Below are 16,877 nucleotides of genomic sequence, written 5' to 3' on the forward strand. Positions count from 1 at the left end.
GCATACATGGCTGCCCTATTACATTTCTATTAGGCACGAAAAAATCACACCGTTTATCTACGAATGATAACCCCACTTCGAACTTCCGGACTCACCGATATCTGTCGTCCTTCTGTGTCTGCATCCGTTTCCCGACATACGATCCCCGCAGATTCAAGTCCAGTGACTTTCAGCAGCTTCCCATCCGCACCCACACCTTTAATGTCCTCCAGTGTAGCTCCTTTGCAGTTGTGCAGATGAATGAGCGGACCTTCGGTGATCTGTGCCTGAAGCCCCGTAATCTGTAAATGTTTCGCCTGAGCACACTGAATGCCAGTATGAGCTTCCACGCTGTAACGTTCGATACTTACGCTGTCCAGAGGCATTTCAGGCAAACCGCTAACAAATAGTGCCGTCTCGGCTCCCGCGCAGACTACATCCGAGATGCGAATATCGCGGAACACCGGTGTTTCTTCGCTGACCTCTTTTGCAAGGTCCCCACCGCGGGCAGACCCCTCCATATTGGCATAGAAAAAGGAAAACGAAATAGCTTCCATAATGATATCTTTCATATAAATGCGCTCAATCTGAATATCTTCTACAACACCGCCACGCCCTCGTGCGCTCTTGAAACGCAGACCAATATCCGTGCCGATAAACGTACAATCCGTTACCCGCACATGCCGCACTCCGCCGGACATCTCGCTTCCGATTACAAAGCCGCCATGACCATGATACACCGTGCAATCCCGAATCGTAACGTACTCCGATGGCAGTCCGAGTTCCCGTCCCTCGGCATCTTTGCCTGACTTCATACAGATCGCATCATCACCGACATCAAATATACTCTGCTCTACCAGAACATGACGACATGATTCAATATCCAGCCCGTCTCCATTCTGGGAGAACCAAGGATTTCGCACATTCACTTTACGAATCGTTACATGTTCACATGCCCAGGGATGCAGGTTCCAAGCCGGCGAGTTCTGGAACGTAGGCCCTTCCAGCAGAACCCGTTTGCATCGGCGCAAGCTGACCATGTTCGGCCGCAGGAAATCCCGGATCTCTTCATGCGCGGCGAGATCACGTACTTTTTCCCTGTAGAGCTTCTCGGCAATGGCACCGCCGTCCATCGCAGATTGGGAAGGCCACCAGATCTGTTCATCCGTCGTACTCGACTCTTCTACAACACCACCAGAGGCAAGCAATCGCTTCCACTGGCCAGCAGTCATTTTGGAACGTTTCACCGGACGCCAGGCTTCACCGCCGCCATCCCAGATGCCTTCCCCCGTAATCGCAATATCTTCGAGCCCGTCTGCATCAATCGGAGATTGACAGCGTACAACCTGCCAACCCTCGAAGCTTGATGCAATAAGAGGATACTTGTTGAAATCCTGACTGAAGGTTACCAGTGCGCCGGCTTGCACATGCAGTTCAATCCGGCTACGAAGCATGATCGGTCCAGTGAGCCACACGCCGGCAGGAATGATGATCCTGCCTCCACCTGCGTCTGCACATGCGGCAATAACCAGCCGGAAGGCCTCTGTATTATCTGTCATACCGTCTCCAACGGCACCATACTCAGTAATATGAAAATCATTGTCAGGAATCACAGGCAGATTCACTTCGTAAGCTTGAAGATCAGCTGCACTGCCTGACCCTGCAGATAATGGGGAGCGATATATATTCATGGTATGAAATCATCCTCTCTACGATTCTCTCATTTCATCATATCAACGGCACAGTAGTGACGGGTTAAGCTTTTTTGCCATGTACAGGGTGAACTTGATGTTATTTGTTATTTATATTTGTTAGCCCGCTTATAAAAAAAGACACTATTTTTAGTTTACAGCATACATCAATTCCAGTCATTGTAAATAAACTAGGAGTATTGATTCATTTTTCTGTCAGCATTCGTCACAATAAAATCAACTATATAACATATATATAACGTAAATTTGGGCTATAGCCCTATAAAACCCATTACTTATGTCACGTTTTATTACAGACCAATTGCTATTAGCAGGATGTCTATGTATGATTAAATAACCACTTTGCAATAATGCCTTTTTATTCCATTTTTATTCTCCATTGCAGAAAGGGTGTGTGTTCTTGATTGAATTTAAACGTGTGCAAAAGCATTTCGGTCATTTCCATGTCCTCAAGGATATTCATCTTCGTATCGAAGAAGGAGAAGTCGTCGTTATTGTCGGACCTTCAGGCTCTGGCAAAAGCACGCTGCTCCGTTGCATTAACCGTCTAGAGACCATCAGCGAGGGTGAGCTCGTTGTCAGCGGCATCCCTCTTCATCAGAAAAAGGTGGACATCAACCTCTTCCGCCGCGACATCGGCATGGTTTTTCAACATTTCAATCTGTACCCCCACAAAAAAGTCATCGACAACATCACTCTTGCACCCGTCAAGGTGCGCAAACAACCCAAAGCCCAAGCCGTAGCAACCGCCATGAAATACCTGGAGCGGGTCGGCATTGCCGATAAAGCAGACAGTTACCCTTCCCAGTTGTCCGGTGGACAACAGCAACGTGTAGCCATTGCGAGAGGACTCGCCATGGAGCCGAAGATTATGCTTTTTGACGAACCCACGTCCGCCCTTGATCCCGAGATGATCGGAGAGGTTCTGGATGTCATGCGTTCCCTTGCCCACAACGGCATGACCATGGTAGTCGTTACCCACGAGATGGGCTTTGCCCGCGAGGTGGCAGACCGGGTCATTTTCATGGACGAGGGCCGCATCGTAGAAGAGGCTCCCGCAGTAGATTTTTTTGACAACCCCCGGGAAGAAAGAGCACAACAGTTCCTAAGCCGCTTAATCCATCATTAGCACTTCATCGTTCTATCACCGAAATGCATAGCTAGATGGCAAATGAGCCGTTTGTCAGGCTTAAATCTAGTCAACACTCCCTAAACTCACATCAGAACTACCACTACAAAGTAAACAACAGGTAAGCCTTAAACAAGAGCAAAAAGAAAACTTCACTCTACAAATAAAAGCCATTGCTCACTCCACATTTTGAAAGGGGTCTTAAATTGATGAAAAATAGGATGAAACTCCCGTCTTTAACGTTAATGTTGGTGCTTATGTTATCTCTTGTATTGTCCGGCTGTAACTCCACGGGTACAGACACACCCTCCGCAAGCGGTGGGGGCGACGCAGAAGCGCAAGGCACGATTGAACGGATTAAGGAGCGCGGCAAGCTGATTGCCGGCGTCAAATATGACACGAAGTTATTCGGACTCAAAAACCCGGCAAGCGGAGATGTAGAAGGCTTTGATATCGATATTGCCAAGGCACTCGCCAAACAGATTCTAGGAGATGAAACGAAGGTAGAACTGAAAGAGGTGACGTCCAAGACACGGATACCGATGCTGCAAAACGGAGATATCGACATTATCATTGCCACGATGACCATTACGGACGAGCGGAAAGAGCAAGTGGATTTCAGTGATGTGTACTTCGAGGCAGGCCAATCCCTGCTGGTGAAAAACGACAGTGCCATCACCGGTCTGGAGAGCCTGGATGGTGTGAAGGTGCTTGCCGTAAAAGGCTCCACGTCCGCACAGAATATCCGCGAGAAGGCACCGAAGGCCGACGTGCTGGAGTTCGATAATTATCAGGATGCTTTTACAGCGCTGAAAGCAGGCAAAGGCGAAGCGCTGACAACCGATAACATCATCCTCATCGGCATGCAGCAGACGGACAACAACTACAAGCTGGTCGGCGGCAACTTCACAAGCGAGCCTTATGGCATGGCGATTCGCAAGGGCGATACGGCTTTTGTAGAAGAAGTGAACAAGCTGATTAAAGATCTGAAGGATAGCGGTGAGTATGACACGTTGCATGAGAAGTGGCTGGGCAGTAAGCCTGAGTAGTCCAAGTACCTGATGATGAGCAAATCTACCATCAGCCAAACATTCAATATACACTGCAAGCATCTGCCGTATACGAGAAATACGTATGCAGCAGATGCGCTGTTGTTTTATTTTCACACCTGGAGAACGGGGGCTCTTGTTATGGGTACATTGGATTTCAGCGTACTGTTCAGACACTCCGACCGATTTTTTGAAGGATTTCTGAATACGATTCAAGTGAGCGTGATGGCCCTGATTGGCAGCTTTGTGCTGGGGGCCATTCTGGCGATCTTTCGAATCTCACCGGTCAAACCGTTGAACTGGTTTGGTACGGCGTTTGTTGAGTTTATCCGCAACATTCCGTTGCTGATCGTTGTGTTTTTTTTCTATCTTGGTCTGCCTTCGCTGGGTATTTCTCTGGATGGATTCGTCGCAGGCACACTGGGACTAACCATATACACAGCTGTTTTCATCGCAGAAGCGATTCGGGCAGGCATTCAAACTGTACCTCGTGGTCAACTGGAGGCGGCACGTTCATCGGGACTGTCTTATGTACAGGCCATGAACCTGATCATCCTGCCGCAGGCCATCAAAATTGTACTGCCCTCCATTGGCAATCAATTTATTAATCTGGTTAAAAACTCTTCCATTCTGGCGGTCGTCGCCGGCATGGACTTGATGTATTTTGCCGACATTGTAAACTCGGATACGTTCCAGCCACTAAGCGTCTACACCATCGTTGCCCTCTTCTATCTGACGCTAACCTTACCGCTCAGCTTTCTGGTGCACTATATGGAACGCAGATTCGGACAGAGTGACGCAGAAGCACGCAAGCCCAAAGGCAAACCGAAGAAAAACAAACCTGCCGGGCAGGTTACGATGTAGAGGATTTTATCACGCATTGAACATATAACGTTCACCGAAGGAGGCATCGAACGTATGGACTTTAGCGGGGCCTATGAATGGCCTAACCTTCGTTTCCTGTTGCAAGGGTTTTGGGTGACCCTTCAAGTTGCAGGCTTATCCATTGTGTTCAGCTTTGTGCTGGGCACACTGCTCGGTACCATACGATTCACACGAATTCCCGTCCTCTCCCAGATTGTGGCGGTCATCGTAGATACCATTCGTAACTTGCCGTTGCTGCTCATCATCTTTTTTATCCATATCGTGCTACCACAGCTTGGCATTAAAATGCCACCCTTCTGGTCCACGGTCGTGGGACTAAGTCTGTTCGAAGGCGCCATGATCGCTGAAATCGTGCGAAGCGGCCTTAAATCCGTAGAACGTGGTCAGGTGGAAGCTGCCCGCTCCTCCGGCCTAAGTTACATGCAGACGCTCACTGGCATCATCATGCCACAGGCACTGCGCCGCATGTCTCCGCCCATGGTCAGCCAGTTCATCTCACTATTGAAGGATACGTCGCTGGCGATCATTATCTCCCTGCCGGAGCTGATGCGCAATGTGCAGATCCTCGGCGGTCAAAGCTTCGATTACATCATCCCGGCGTTGTTACTCGCTGCTGTACTGTATTTCATCATCAACTACTCCCTCTCCATCGTTGCCAGAAGACTTGAAGCACGAATGAACTAGGGAGGTGAACCGTTGTTTTGTTTCATCTGTTTTGTTTCATCTGTTTTGTTTCAGTTGCATGAGGCGGTGGCTCGAAGCGAAGCTACTCCTTGCTCCATGCTGAATGGTTTGAGGCAACCGCTACGATTACTTGCGCTTCACTCCTCTAAATCGGATTCAACTTCTCTAGCTTCAGTACTCGAAGTGGAACCACCCAAAATATGAGCTAAACAGAGCAACGGTTCGAAGTAACCATTCGAAGTTCAAAAGCTTCCGTTCCACATTTTTCGTGGAATTGGAGCTTTTGAATTCTAACGATCTCAGATGAGCTTATTTAGCCATTTTGGGGGCATTTTCAATTCTAACGATCCGTAGGAAGCTTATTTTGCTGATTCAGGCCATTTTCCGCCCCATTCCGAGCAATCTTGGCAAAATAGCGTCACTGGGGATCGTTAGAATTTTCATGTCTACTTTTTTGCCCAAATAAGGCTTCTGGTGATCGTTAGAATTCCACCACTGTGCAGTTACGCTAATCTTCGGCCCCTTTTCACTCAAATTGCCACACCATTTTGGCGCAACTCTGCTTGCAACAGTGATACAGGAAGATTCGCAGGCGGAAGTTTCAGCTTCACCGACATAGCCGCAGCTGTTCCCGCAGCCTCTCCCGTTGCCATACAGCTTGGGGTCAGTCTGGTTGTAGCGTGAGCCTCATGTGTCGTGGAGATACAGCGTCCGGCAGCCAGCAAGTTGCTGATATTTTGCGAGAGCAGCGAACGATAGGGAATATCATACGCACCATCTCCTTCAATAAAGGCTGCAGTCACGCCCTGCCCGGAGGGATCATGAATATCGATAGGATAACCGCTTCTAGCGACTACATCTTCGAACTTCCGCCCTGCAACGACATCTTCCCGAGTCAGCGCATAGCGCCCAACAATACGTCTGGATTCACGAATGCCGATCTGTGGCGCTACAGCCGAGATCGAAGCTCGTTCGAAACCAGGCACATTATTCCGCAGAAACTCGGCAATCATCAGCACCTGCTTCCGTCCTTCCTGTTCAGCTTCGGTTAAATCCACAGCATTGGTGGCATCGAGCCCCTGCACCCGAGTACAGTTAATCAACACCTCATCTCCTGCTGGCCCGGTAAAAAATAACACCTGATCGCGTTGAATCGGCACCGCCGCTTTCTTCCAGTGTGAATAGAAGCCGCTCACGCCCGTCAACGGAATCGTGTCCAATTCGCCAAAGGGTGTTTTCTCATAAAAATCCTCGGGGTGCTCCTGCATGTACTGCTTCACACGCCCGAGATCCACGCCGCGCATACGGAATTTCATCGTCATCGGCTGAGACTGGCTGTCTTTCTCCCGTCCCTTCGCTATAGCGGCACCAGCCAGATAAGCCACATCCGCATCACCACTCGCATCGACAAATACGTTCGCCTGAATCTCCAGCTGACCGGATTTGTTCGTGACTCGCACTGCCTCTACCCGGTCATCCACCGTCGCGACACTATCTACGAAGCTGTGCAGCAAAAGCCGAACACCCGCCTCCTTCAGCATTTCTGTTGCAACCACCTGATAGACGGCCGGATCATACGGTGTCACGCTATGCACAAAACCAACCGTATCACGCAGATGCCCGGGGGAACCGCCCCGTGCCTGTAAACGATCCACAATCTCCTGTGCAATCCCCCGAATGACCTGCTCACCCTGCTCCGTATGAAACGTCATCCACGGGTAGACCATAGCAGCCGTTGACATCCCGCCAACAAATCCGTAACGTTCCACTAGCACCACGCGAACACCCTGCCTCCCTGTTGCAATCGCCGCCGCTATTCCTGCGGGACCACCGCCTACAATGACTACTTCCGCCGATTCCCTTTTCAAATGCGTCACTTCTTTCAAACGCGTCCTCTCCCTCCCGTATGATAAGTTGCTCTTCCAATCGCCATTACTCCTTCAATCCCGTCATCGCCACACCTTCAATGAAACGCCGCTGCGCCAGGAAAAAAACGATCAATAGCGGTACCGTCGCCATCACGGTCGCACTCATTAAATACTGCCAGGCTGTGCCCACCTCATCCGTGAACAGGGACAACCCCAGCGGCAGCGTCATCAGCTCTCTCGAATTGATAAAAATCAACGGATCAAAGAACTCATTCCAGCTCGTCACAAATGTAAAAATAGTCAGCGTCGCCATACCCGGCTTCGCAAGGGGAAGCATAATCTGCCAATAAATCCGAAATCGGCTACAGCCATCCATCATGGCTGCTTCCTCCAGCTCGGTGGGCACCGTAATAAAGAACTGCCGCATCACAAAGATGCCAAACACACCGCCCGCGCCAAAGATCGGCAGTAAAATTAGCGGAAGATGCGTATCAATCCAGCCCAGCTGCCGCATAAACAAGAACATCGGAATCGCCGTTACCTCATGCGGAATCATCATCGCGCTCAGCAGGATGAGAAAGATCATATTCCGCCCCTTGAACGGAATCTTGGCAAAGGCATACCCCGCAAGGGAAGCAAAAAACACCGTGCCAAGCACCACCAACGCAGAGATATACACACTATTCCCGTAAAAACGGTGAAACGGAATCAATCGAAACACATCGATATAATTCTGAAATTGCAAGCTGTCCGGTATCCACTGCGGCGGATAGGTGAATATGCTCTGCGGTTCCTTGAGGGATGTCGAGACCATCCAAATCAACGGAACAATCATGATCAGCGAAACCACCGTCAGTATTAAATAGGTGCCAACAGCAGTCCCGAACCTCCGGCCTGTCAACCTAGGCATCGCCTTCACCAAACACCCACCTCTTTCGGAGCTGCCATTGCAGCAGCGTCAGAATCAGCACAATCAGGAACAGCACATACGCAAGGGACGAAGCATAGCCGAATTGAAACAGCTTGAACGCTTTTTCCCAGATGTAATAGACCAGAACTTTCGTGCTGTTGCTCGGCCCGCCTTGGGTCATGACATAAATCTGTCCAAAGACTTTGAGCGACCCAATGACGGTCATCACGACGGTCAGAAATACGGTCGGCGTGATCATAGGCAGGGTGACGTTGAAAAAAGAAGCCCTCCTGCCCGCGCCATCCAGTGTCGCCGCTTCGTACAGGGAACGCGGGACCTGCTGAAGTGCTGCAATGAACAGCACCATGTTCAGACCGACATTTTTCAGCACACTCGTCACAATAACCGCAGGCATGGCCAGGTTCGGATCGTACAGCCAAGCAGGGCCTTTAATGCCCATCATCAGCAATAGCTGATTGATCAGCCCCGACTCTGTTGCATACATCAGCTTCCACACGATGGCCCAGACAATTAATGACGTCATCACCGGGACGAAAATGGCCGTTCTGAACAGGCCGATCCCTCGAATGCTTTTGGATAAGAGCAGGGCGAGCAGCAAAGCGAGTACGATATTCAGCGGCACCAGACCTGCCGTAAAATAAACCGTATTGCCAAGCACTTCCCAGAACATGGCGTCCGTCATAATATCCCGGTAATTGTCCAGTCCGATAAAATGGTGATCCCCAAGCAGCGGCCAATCCGTCAGGCTCATATAAAACGCAAGCCCCATCGGGAATAAGAGCAACAGGGTAAAGCCCAGCACCATCGGTGAAATAAACAACCAGCCGGCAATCTGTGCCTCTCTGGCGAGCGGCCCTCCGCGTCTCCGCTTGTTGGATCGGCTCACGAGCCATCCCTCCCAGTCAAACGATCTATTGCATTGCGGAAGCTACTCACCGCTCTACGTAGCTCATCCTCCGTTTTGCCTGTAACGATTGCCCCCAGCATAATGGCCTTGATGCCGCTATGGTGAAGCACGGGAACATCCTCCGGCACCAGCTTGCGCTGGGAAGGGACAAGTACCGGTACCCCGGCCTGCAAGACCAGCTGCCGATAATGAAGCACGTCCGCGAAGCTCAGCGGGGTGCCGTATTCATTGCCGGGTACAATCGAAGCCTCCAGTGCAGTAAAACCGAAATGTGCAGCAGATGCCACCAGAGACACATCATACTCGTTGTTAATCGCAAACGTAGATTCCAGCCCATGGTCTTTCAACATAAAAGAAGGCAGATGATGCGCATAGATCGAGTAGAAGTCAAAGCCCATACCCGCCAGTCGCTCCACATCTTCTCTCCGTGTCCCTTCAATACTGCCGGACGGCACAACGCCGAACGGACCGCCGAACGCTGAGCGAATCGCCCGAAATACCTCGGCATATTCATCCAGCCGACCAAAATGGTTGCCGCTTGCGCGATGGCCCACATTAAAGTGCACCTTTAGAGCATCTGCCCCTTCCTCCCATGCCGCCCGAGCCAGTGCGAGATCGTTCCCGGGCAGACTGACGATGAGCGACAGCGGTTTTTGCTCCAGCATAGCTTGCAGTTGACCTGTCTTGTGCATATGTTGCTTATCCCAAAGTTGACCGACTTCATGTGAATGTTGCGGGTTCTGGGAGTGCTGCGGGTTCTGCCAACTCTGAGAAAGCTGCATCTGTTGTGACTCCTTGGTCTGTTCCGTCCTCTGTGACCGCTGCTGCATCTGCTCCGTCTGCTTCACCCTCTTCATGTCTTCCACCTGGTTCATCCCCTCACTTCTCTCACTCTTCATACGCCTCATTCACTTTTTCCGTCATTTTTCTTTCCGTCATTTTCCTGTCTTCCCTACGCCCTGTTCTAATTTACGCTTCATCTCCCGCACTCCTTCACCCTCTGCCTCTCTTTAGGGTTGCAATATGCGCTGCACTTCGGTCTGCATCTGTTTCAAATTATCCTCTGGCGAGGCTGTACGGGCGAATAATCGGTCAAAACCTTGCAGTACCGCGTTATCAATATCCTGCCAGCGGATATGTCCCGGAATCAGACGGGCTTTCGGCATTTCATCAATGACCGCCTGCACGATATGCTCTTTGCTTGGGTTGTTCGGCTGCTGGATGAAAACGTCGGAGTTCAGCACCGAAGTACGCGCAGGCACAAAGTACGTCGCAGTCGCCTGAGTTCCCTGTTCACTGGCAAAATACTTCAGCAGCTTCTTTGTCTCCTCCGGGTGCTTGCTATCCTTGAACATGGCATAGCCCGCTTGCCCCAGCATCGGTACGCTGCCCTGTGAGCCAGACGGCATAGGTGCAATACTCCACTTAAAATCCTTGATCTCCCTTGCTTTGGACACATAGCTGTAGTTATCGAAGAACATGCCCACATTACCTGCATCAAAGCTTACCTGCTCGCCCGCTTTCGGATGGGATTCGTCGGTAAACATCATGCGCTCCAGCATGGCAAAGGTCTGTACACCGTACTCGTCATTCCAGGTAAACGCTGTCATATCTTCATTGAACGGCCCGCTTCCGTTAGACCAGGAGTAGGAAGAAAGCACGGCCCAGGTCTTCCAGTCCCGAAAAAAGTTAGCCCCATAGATGCGGTTCGCCGCATCCTTGCTGGTTATCGCTTTGGCCGATGCCTCGAACTGCTCCCACGTCCACTCGCCTTTGGCAGCCAGCGTATTCGGATCGGTCAGCCCAGCCTTGTCGAAGAGCGTTTGATTATAAAACATCACCACAGGCGGTGTGGAAAACGGCAAGCCTAACAGTTGATCTCCCTCACGGAAGAGATCCAGCGTGCTGGGAATGTAATCGTCCAGCTTGAATTGTGCGTCATCCTTGAACGCCGACACGTCGGCGAGGATGTGATTGGACTTGAACTGCGGTATCATGCGTTCCGATACCCAGGCCAGATCAGGGAGCGAGCCGCCAGCGGCAAGCACCGATATTTTCTGCTGATAATCGGCAAAGGGTACCGATTCCATCGTTACCTTGATGCCCGGATTTTCTTTTGTAAAGCCATCGATCAGCTTGTTGTACACATCAATGTGTGCCTGGTTGCCCCACATCATGAATTTCAGCTCTACCTTGTCTTTCTCTCCGCCAGAGGCGTTCGAACCCCCGCCCGTATTGGTGCTTGTGCATCCGATTAGAGCTGTGATCATAAGCGCGAGAATCAGCATCAGTCCTGCCTTTTTCATCGAGATCCCCCTTATGGACGTTATGGTATTCCTGTGCCACCCCAGTATATCGAAAGCGCTACTTGCTCCTAAATCACGTCAGTTGCAGAAATGGTACGGAATTTTAAGAGATTTTCTCATGGCACCTAGCTCTGCCCTCATACAGCACTCGCCTAAATGCTCTCTATGCTTTGCTCTTTCAAACGCTCTAAACCAAGAGGCATTTTGCTAGTGCTGCTCTCTTCCTGTACTCTCTGTTCCTCACTACTCCCCACGATTCACATCATATCCGTCACGATACTCCCCTGCGGTACATCCCATCTGCTGTTTAAAAACCAACATGAAATGCTTCGGACTCTGATATCCGGATAACCGGGCAACGTCATAGATTTTGAGTCCGGTGTTGACCAGCAGCCACTTGGCCCGTTCCATTCGCGCCTCCGCGATATATTCGGAATAGTTGATGCCCGTCTCGGTTTTGAACAGCTGGCTCAGATACGTCGGGTTCAGATTGACCAGTGAAGCAACCGTCTGGAGCCGCAGGTCACCATCGGGATGCTGGTGGATGTGTTCTTTCACGCTGCGAATAATTTTGCGAGGTTCCCCGTGTTCCGGGTTGGTTGCGCCAGAGGTTTCGGGGATAGGAAGTGTGGAGCGGCCGGTTCTACGGTCCAGCAGCGATTGCATTTTTTGCAAACATTTCACCAGTTCATGACGTTCGATCGGCTTCAAAAGATAACTCAATACCCCGTGTTCCATAGCCCTGCGTGCATATTCGAACTCCCCGTATCCGCTAATAATAAGCATCAGCAGATCAGGGTACATCTCTCTCGCTAATGAAACCAGCGTCAATCCATCCATCTCGCGCATACGGATATCCGTGATTAATACATCCGGCACTTCACAGCGCAGTACCTCCAGTGCCTCGGCTCCGCTTGCCGCTTCCCCCACCACCTGAAACTGAGGGGACGCCTGTACAATCAACTCTCGTAATCCCTGGCGAATCACCGTTTCATCCTCCACCAGCAGCACTTTATACATGCGTATCAATCTCCTTTCCGTTGAAGGTGAATGGATAAGGTCACAACCAGCCCTTGCCCAGGACTGCCATCCACACTTAGTCCGCTGTCTTTTCCATACACCAGGTGCAGCCTTTGAGCGATATTGTGCAACCCCAGACTCTCCCCGGCATGACGATGCAGAATGGGATTAGCGGGTGGATGCACGTTTTTTCCAGAAACGGTCTGTCCAGAGATAGAAGCATTTAACCGATCCAACTCCTCCTGTTCCATTCCTTTGCCGTTGTCCCGGACACTGATGAGCAGTTCCTGATCGAATAAAACGGCAGATACCCAGATCATACCTCCCGTGCTACCGCCTGCTAGCCGTCCTTCGTTCCCATGGCAGATCGCATTTTCCACCAGCGGTTGCAGGATCAGCTTGGGAACAAGACAGTCGTTAACCTCTTCCTCCATGTCATAGATGATCTCCAATTCACCGTTGTAACGCACTTGCTGGATTCGTACATAAGAATCGACAAACGCCAGCTCTTCCCGCAGCGTCACCATGCGATCTGCCTTATCAATGGTATATCGCAGCAGCCTACCAAGCGCTGTTACCATTGCAGATACCTCGGTATGTCTCTGGCGGACAGCCATCATGTTGATCGACTCCAGCGTGTTGTATATAAAATGAGGGTTCATCTGACTCTGCAGTGCCGACAGTTCTGCTTCCCGTTCCTGAATTTCGAGCATATACACCTCATGGAACAGGCGATGGATCTCCTCCATCATGCGGTTAAATCCTCTGCTAATCTGCCCCAGTTCATCACTGCTGTATTGGGTAACCCGCTGGCTGAAATCGCCCTGTTCCACCCGAATCATATGATGTTTCAGACGAATAAGCGGACGGGTGACCCTATACGATACCAGTACGGCGAGGATTGCTACAGCCGCCATACAGAGAAGGGCAAGTCCCATCGTAAAGGTCAGCATCTCCCCCGACTCCTTTTGAATGACCGTAATTGGCGTCAGGCCGATCACGGACAACCCCGAATATCCTGAATGATGCTTTACATGGAGGTAGGAACGTCCATCCAGTGCTATCTTCTGATGATCCGCATAATCCTGAAGCTTTCCATGGGATAACAAAGGAGCATAAGCGGATAACCCGTCCGTAGACGTTTTTTCAAAAATAAGACGTTGCTGGCTATCCACGATCATCAGACTTGCTTTTTGCTCAAAATTCAGGTTGGATAATAGCTGTCCAAAAGCCTCCAGCCGGATATCGATCAAAATGTACCCCAGCCGCTGTAGCGTTCCCGGATCACGCAGCTCTCTGCCCACGGTGATGTATTCCGCTTCCTGACCACTTACGTAGTAGCCGGGAATATGCGGAGGAAGCAAGTGCCATATGCCTTCGGTGCCCCTCAATTCGGCAAACCATTTCTCTTGGCTGCCGTCCCAGACGGGTTTGACCGCAAGGGAGTCCAGATTGGAGAACAGAATGCCGCTATTGCTGAGCAGATGAATGCCTCGAATCTCTGGCCGATCATAGGCCTGAGCTGACGTATACAGCTTCATTTTCTGATAATCATCCGACCTCGCCCACGTCCCTGAACCCATCGCCCCATCGTACTCCCTCAGGATGCCAAGAATGGTCTCGTCATAGAGCGGCAAGAGCGACAACCGCTCAAAATCCTTTAGCATCCGATTCAGATTTGTGTTGATCTGCCGCACCATATCAATGGTGAATTGCTCCGTCTTGCGATCGAGCGTCTGCGAAAAATGAACGTAGCTCATCACCCCCTGCAAGCTAAGCGGCAAGAGCGTCAATGCCAGAAAAAGCACTAGCAGCTTGGTGCGCAGGTTTATGCTTTTTCGAATTGAACTGAAACCTATGAAATCCCGAATAGAACGAAAACCACGCATGCTTTGAACACGCCGAAAACAACTAGAACAGATCGAACAAATTGCACGGATGAAATTCCACACCCTTTCTACCATTAACTTGTCACCCTCCTTCGTTTCATTGTATGAACCCTAGCTGTTGTTCGATGAAATGGTTCAAGCCGTTGGAACCAACAGATGCATCCATTCCGGGTGAATTGAGGTCATCATATCCCGTTTAGAGATGTCGCGACGATCCTGTAAGCTATGGATTTAGTACGGAATTTCAAGAGGAAGTGGATGGGATGGAGGGATGTTCTGGGAGTATGTTGGGGGAGGGTGATGTATCTTTCGGAAAACATTAAAAAGCCGAATGCAATTTTGCAGTCGGCTTCTTTTGGGTCACATCAAAAAACCGACTGCATTAAGCAATCGGTTGTCTCTTTATCACATGTTTATATTGAAAACGATAGTATTCATTGATTAGCTCATCCAACACCATGGACTGCTCGAGGACTTTGTTATCCTGCATGCCATGATTCTCCGCCAACCGACGTAACTTTTGCCTATCCCGTTCAATTCGATCTTTAATCTGCATCGGTTCACCCATAGCATGCACCCCCTCGTTTTATATCATTTTAGGATACATTGCCAAAAAATTCATATTTTATTCCTTTGCAAAATCAAATGATTGTTTGCAAAGGTTTAGTTTCATAAGTTAAGTATTTTTTTAAGTGCACATTAATCAAAAACACATACAACATATGGATACGCAATCTTATGTTTTGTCCACATTTCGTGATCCATCCATCTTCACTAGAAATCTCAAACTATGATTTGGATGATCCTTATGTTTTTGTTCCTACTTGATTCAGAAACGCCGAATCCGGATTTACCCCATCACCCATTTTAATAAATGTCTCATATGATCCGCTAAAGGTGATTTTATCTTGATGAATAAAACCCATTGATGTCGAATGCAATTCCTGTCATATCAATCTTTTTTTCTAATCGCTGCAAGGGTGATAGCTGTGGCGATTCGGTGTTAATTGCCTTAAATAATCAAAACAAAAAGAAATAGACCGCCCCAGCTAAGGTATGGTCTATCTCAGCTACCTATGCACAGCCACCACCCTTAGAAGCGGCTGTTGTAAAGAGTAGGGATGTTAGCGCATCCTTGCTCTTTTTTATTATCTTCAATTTAGCACAGTTTGTTGCACAAGTTAACTCTTTACTGGTAATTATTGTCGTACAATTTTGAGTAAAAGGCAAGTGGCAAAGCTGGTAGATAATTTCTTTCTCATCAGGAATACCTTGTATTTCTGACGGGCGTTTAATCACATTCGCGATCAGATCAAATAAAATCGTTTTGACGGAAACATTTTTTTGTTGCTACAATTCAGAAAACAGAGCTGTCCCTAGCCAATTTTATGACTTATGGGACAGCCCTGCCTTATTTATTTCGTAATGAATTTGCTAAATACAACATTAACATCCCTAAAAATATCAATAATATTCCTTCAATTTTATACGACCAAATCTCTGAGTTTATAAAACTACCAAGGATATCAAAGGTATCAGACTTTACATTTTGGTATTCTGCCAAAACCAACATAGCTTTGTCCATACCCCAATCAGTACTTTGAGCAATAAACTGAAATCCAATAACAAATAATACAATAGAACATATAAAAGGCACTAAGGAATTCATTTTACTTTTCAAATTTAAATTCTCCTTTAGTAATATAGTATCGCTATTGTATGCGTTATTATATTACCAAAATTATGAAATTAAGTCTAGTTACCAGCCAGTAGTATCTTGCCAGTAAAAGTATAACCCCGTTGGTTCTTTATACTCATAAGTACCAATATAAGAATCAGAAAAAAAGCCTTGTTTCCATATCTGAAACGAGTAGTAGTTATATGTTGGTGCGCAGTAAATGGTATATGTTTTATTCGCAGGAATTTGGATTGGGCCATATGTTTTGTTAAAGTTACGAGTTGCCTGGTAGGTCGTGCCTAACTTCGCAGCAATCTCTGCACCTCCCAACCCTGCTTTAGAAGAAATTTCAGCAGAGAACGTAGTAGCCACACCATCAACAACAGACAAGGACAAAGGAGCTGGACCTTTTCCAACTGCACGCTCAATAACGTTTCCAGTAATTTGGGTCATATCAATGTTTTTCAGATAGACATCTCCTAACGCAGAAGGAAGCACCTGATCGCTTGATAGATTGGAACGCGTCTTATCAAAAGGAACATAATACCCTGCAATAATTGTTTCAGAATCAAGTCCTTGTGAAATAGCTTTTTCTTTAAAATTAGGATCAAAAATACCTATTGTAGATGTTTGAGAAATTTCATTATTAATCATTATTTCAGGCGTATTTGTACTTAAATCTTGTCCTTCAGATGAAGCAGCTGCCACCGTTGAATATAAGGAAGAAATCATAATTGCTGTTAATAAAATTTTTCCGTAATTTTTCATAGATAAAACCTCCATTTTTTATAATTGTGAATGGGCCCGAAACAATTATATAATTGTTTTCAAAAGAAACTT

17 protein-coding genes are annotated in these 16,877 nt (G+C 48.5%); 4 read left to right on the forward strand and 13 right to left on the reverse strand.

The window, feature by feature from the left end; translation table 11 throughout:
* Nucleotides 1–53: 53 nt before the first annotated feature.
* A complete protein-coding gene (locus tag FS818_RS20325) occupies nt 54–1,670 on the reverse strand; it encodes a glycoside hydrolase family 28 protein (protein ID WP_145334126.1) in 1,617 nt (538 codons plus the stop codon).
* Between the two features lie 400 nt (nt 1,671–2,070).
* On the opposite strand from FS818_RS20325, the gene FS818_RS20330 reads away from it, so the two are divergent.
* From FS818_RS20330 to FS818_RS20345, 4 genes are all read left to right on the forward strand, one after another.
* Nucleotides 2,071–2,820, forward strand: a complete 750-nt coding sequence (locus tag FS818_RS20330; RefSeq protein ID WP_276539760.1) for an amino acid ABC transporter ATP-binding protein — start codon at nt 2,071–2,073, stop codon at nt 2,818–2,820.
* A gap of 209 nt (nt 2,821–3,029) precedes the next feature.
* Complete coding sequence (locus tag FS818_RS20335) at nt 3,030–3,869, forward strand: transporter substrate-binding domain-containing protein (RefSeq protein WP_145334127.1); 840 nt, start codon at nt 3,030–3,032, stop codon at nt 3,867–3,869.
* Between the two features lie 141 nt (nt 3,870–4,010).
* Nucleotides 4,011–4,733: an amino acid ABC transporter permease gene (locus tag FS818_RS20340; protein WP_145334128.1), complete on the forward strand. Its 723-nt coding sequence runs from the start codon at nt 4,011–4,013 to the stop codon at nt 4,731–4,733.
* A 54-nt stretch (nt 4,734–4,787) separates the two neighbouring features.
* Nucleotides 4,788–5,438, forward strand: a complete 651-nt coding sequence (locus tag FS818_RS20345) for an amino acid ABC transporter permease (RefSeq protein WP_145334130.1) — start codon at nt 4,788–4,790, stop codon at nt 5,436–5,438.
* 372 nt (nt 5,439–5,810) lie between these two features.
* On the opposite strand, the gene FS818_RS28945 is transcribed toward FS818_RS20345, so the two are convergent.
* From FS818_RS28945 to FS818_RS20400, 12 genes are all read right to left on the reverse strand, one after another.
* A complete protein-coding gene (locus tag FS818_RS28945; RefSeq protein ID WP_186331803.1) occupies nt 5,811–5,972 on the reverse strand; it encodes a hypothetical protein in 162 nt (53 codons plus the stop codon).
* Nucleotides 5,969–7,324 (reverse strand): FAD-dependent oxidoreductase, encoded by a 1,356-nt coding sequence (locus tag FS818_RS20350; RefSeq protein WP_145334132.1) that lies wholly within the window; start codon nt 7,322–7,324, stop codon nt 5,969–5,971. The genes FS818_RS28945 and FS818_RS20350 overlap by 4 nt, the downstream gene beginning before the upstream one ends.
* Before the next feature lie 46 nt (nt 7,325–7,370).
* The gene (locus FS818_RS20355; RefSeq protein ID WP_145334280.1) at nt 7,371–8,216 is read right to left on the reverse strand and encodes a carbohydrate ABC transporter permease; all 846 of its coding nucleotides are present in this window, start codon (nt 8,214–8,216) and stop codon (nt 7,371–7,373) included.
* Nucleotides 8,209–9,042 (reverse strand): carbohydrate ABC transporter permease, encoded by an 834-nt coding sequence (locus FS818_RS20360; protein ID WP_260511128.1) that lies wholly within the window; start codon nt 9,040–9,042, stop codon nt 8,209–8,211. Before FS818_RS20360 ends, FS818_RS20355 begins: the two co-directional genes overlap by 8 nt.
* A 77-nt stretch (nt 9,043–9,119) precedes the next feature.
* Nucleotides 9,120–10,001: a beta/alpha barrel domain-containing protein gene (locus FS818_RS20365; protein ID WP_260989925.1), complete on the reverse strand. Its 882-nt coding sequence runs from the start codon at nt 9,999–10,001 to the stop codon at nt 9,120–9,122.
* A gap of 153 nt (nt 10,002–10,154) precedes the next feature.
* Nucleotides 10,155–11,450 (reverse strand): ABC transporter substrate-binding protein, encoded by a 1,296-nt coding sequence (locus FS818_RS20370; RefSeq protein ID WP_145334136.1) that lies wholly within the window; start codon nt 11,448–11,450, stop codon nt 10,155–10,157.
* A gap of 243 nt (nt 11,451–11,693) precedes the next feature.
* The gene (locus FS818_RS20375) at nt 11,694–12,470 is read right to left on the reverse strand and encodes a response regulator transcription factor (RefSeq protein ID WP_145334138.1); all 777 of its coding nucleotides are present in this window, start codon (nt 12,468–12,470) and stop codon (nt 11,694–11,696) included.
* A 5-nt stretch (nt 12,471–12,475) separates the two neighbouring features.
* Nucleotides 12,476–14,359: a sensor histidine kinase gene (locus tag FS818_RS20380; RefSeq protein ID WP_186331804.1), complete on the reverse strand. Its 1,884-nt coding sequence runs from the start codon at nt 14,357–14,359 to the stop codon at nt 12,476–12,478.
* A gap of 382 nt (nt 14,360–14,741) precedes the next feature.
* The gene (locus tag FS818_RS20385) at nt 14,742–14,927 is read right to left on the reverse strand and encodes an aspartyl-phosphate phosphatase Spo0E family protein (RefSeq protein ID WP_145334142.1); all 186 of its coding nucleotides are present in this window, start codon (nt 14,925–14,927) and stop codon (nt 14,742–14,744) included.
* 506 nt (nt 14,928–15,433) lie between these two features.
* Nucleotides 15,434–15,658: a hypothetical protein gene (locus FS818_RS29110; protein ID WP_145334144.1), complete on the reverse strand. Its 225-nt coding sequence runs from the start codon at nt 15,656–15,658 to the stop codon at nt 15,434–15,436.
* A gap of 112 nt (nt 15,659–15,770) precedes the next feature.
* Nucleotides 15,771–16,040: a hypothetical protein gene (locus FS818_RS20395; RefSeq protein WP_145334146.1), complete on the reverse strand. Its 270-nt coding sequence runs from the start codon at nt 16,038–16,040 to the stop codon at nt 15,771–15,773.
* 78 nt (nt 16,041–16,118) lie between these two features.
* On the reverse strand, nt 16,119–16,805 hold the full coding sequence (locus FS818_RS20400; RefSeq protein ID WP_145334148.1) for a hypothetical protein: 687 nt from the start codon (nt 16,803–16,805) through the stop codon (nt 16,119–16,121).
* Nucleotides 16,806–16,877 lie beyond the last annotated feature (72 nt).

The organism is Paenibacillus xylanexedens (genome assembly GCF_007680605.1).
Taxonomy (GTDB): Bacteria; Bacillota; Bacilli; order Paenibacillales; family Paenibacillaceae; genus Paenibacillus; species Paenibacillus xylanexedens_B.

Excerpts from the sequence above, each read along its gene's own strand:
- FS818_RS20325 (WP_145334126.1), bottom strand. The coding sequence starts at position 1,670 with ATGAATATATATCGCTCCCCATTATCTGCAGGGTCAGGCAGTGCAGCT.
- FS818_RS20335 (WP_145334127.1), top strand. The coding sequence starts at position 3,030 with ATGAAAAATAGGATGAAACTCCCGTCTTTAACGTTAATGTTGGTGCTT.
- FS818_RS20340 (WP_145334128.1), top strand. The coding sequence starts at position 4,011 with ATGGGTACATTGGATTTCAGCGTACTGTTCAGACACTCCGACCGATTT.
- FS818_RS20345 (WP_145334130.1), top strand. The coding sequence starts at position 4,788 with ATGGACTTTAGCGGGGCCTATGAATGGCCTAACCTTCGTTTCCTGTTG.
- FS818_RS20355 (WP_145334280.1), bottom strand. The coding sequence starts at position 8,216 with ATGCCTAGGTTGACAGGCCGGAGGTTCGGGACTGCTGTTGGCACCTAT.
- FS818_RS20360 (WP_260511128.1), bottom strand. The coding sequence starts at position 9,042 with ATGGTGCTGGGCTTTACCCTGTTGCTCTTATTCCCGATGGGGCTTGCG.
- FS818_RS20365 (WP_260989925.1), bottom strand. The coding sequence starts at position 10,001 with ATGAAGAGGGTGAAGCAGACGGAGCAGATGCAGCAGCGGTCACAGAGG.
- FS818_RS20370 (WP_145334136.1), bottom strand. The coding sequence starts at position 11,450 with ATGAAAAAGGCAGGACTGATGCTGATTCTCGCGCTTATGATCACAGCT.
- FS818_RS20375 (WP_145334138.1), bottom strand. The coding sequence starts at position 12,470 with ATGTATAAAGTGCTGCTGGTGGAGGATGAAACGGTGATTCGCCAGGGA.
- FS818_RS20380 (WP_186331804.1), bottom strand. The coding sequence starts at position 14,359 with ATGCGTGGTTTTCGTTCTATTCGGGATTTCATAGGTTTCAGTTCAATT.
- FS818_RS20385 (WP_145334142.1), bottom strand. The coding sequence starts at position 14,927 with ATGGGTGAACCGATGCAGATTAAAGATCGAATTGAACGGGATAGGCAA.
- FS818_RS20400 (WP_145334148.1), bottom strand. The coding sequence starts at position 16,805 with ATGAAAAATTACGGAAAAATTTTATTAACAGCAATTATGATTTCTTCC.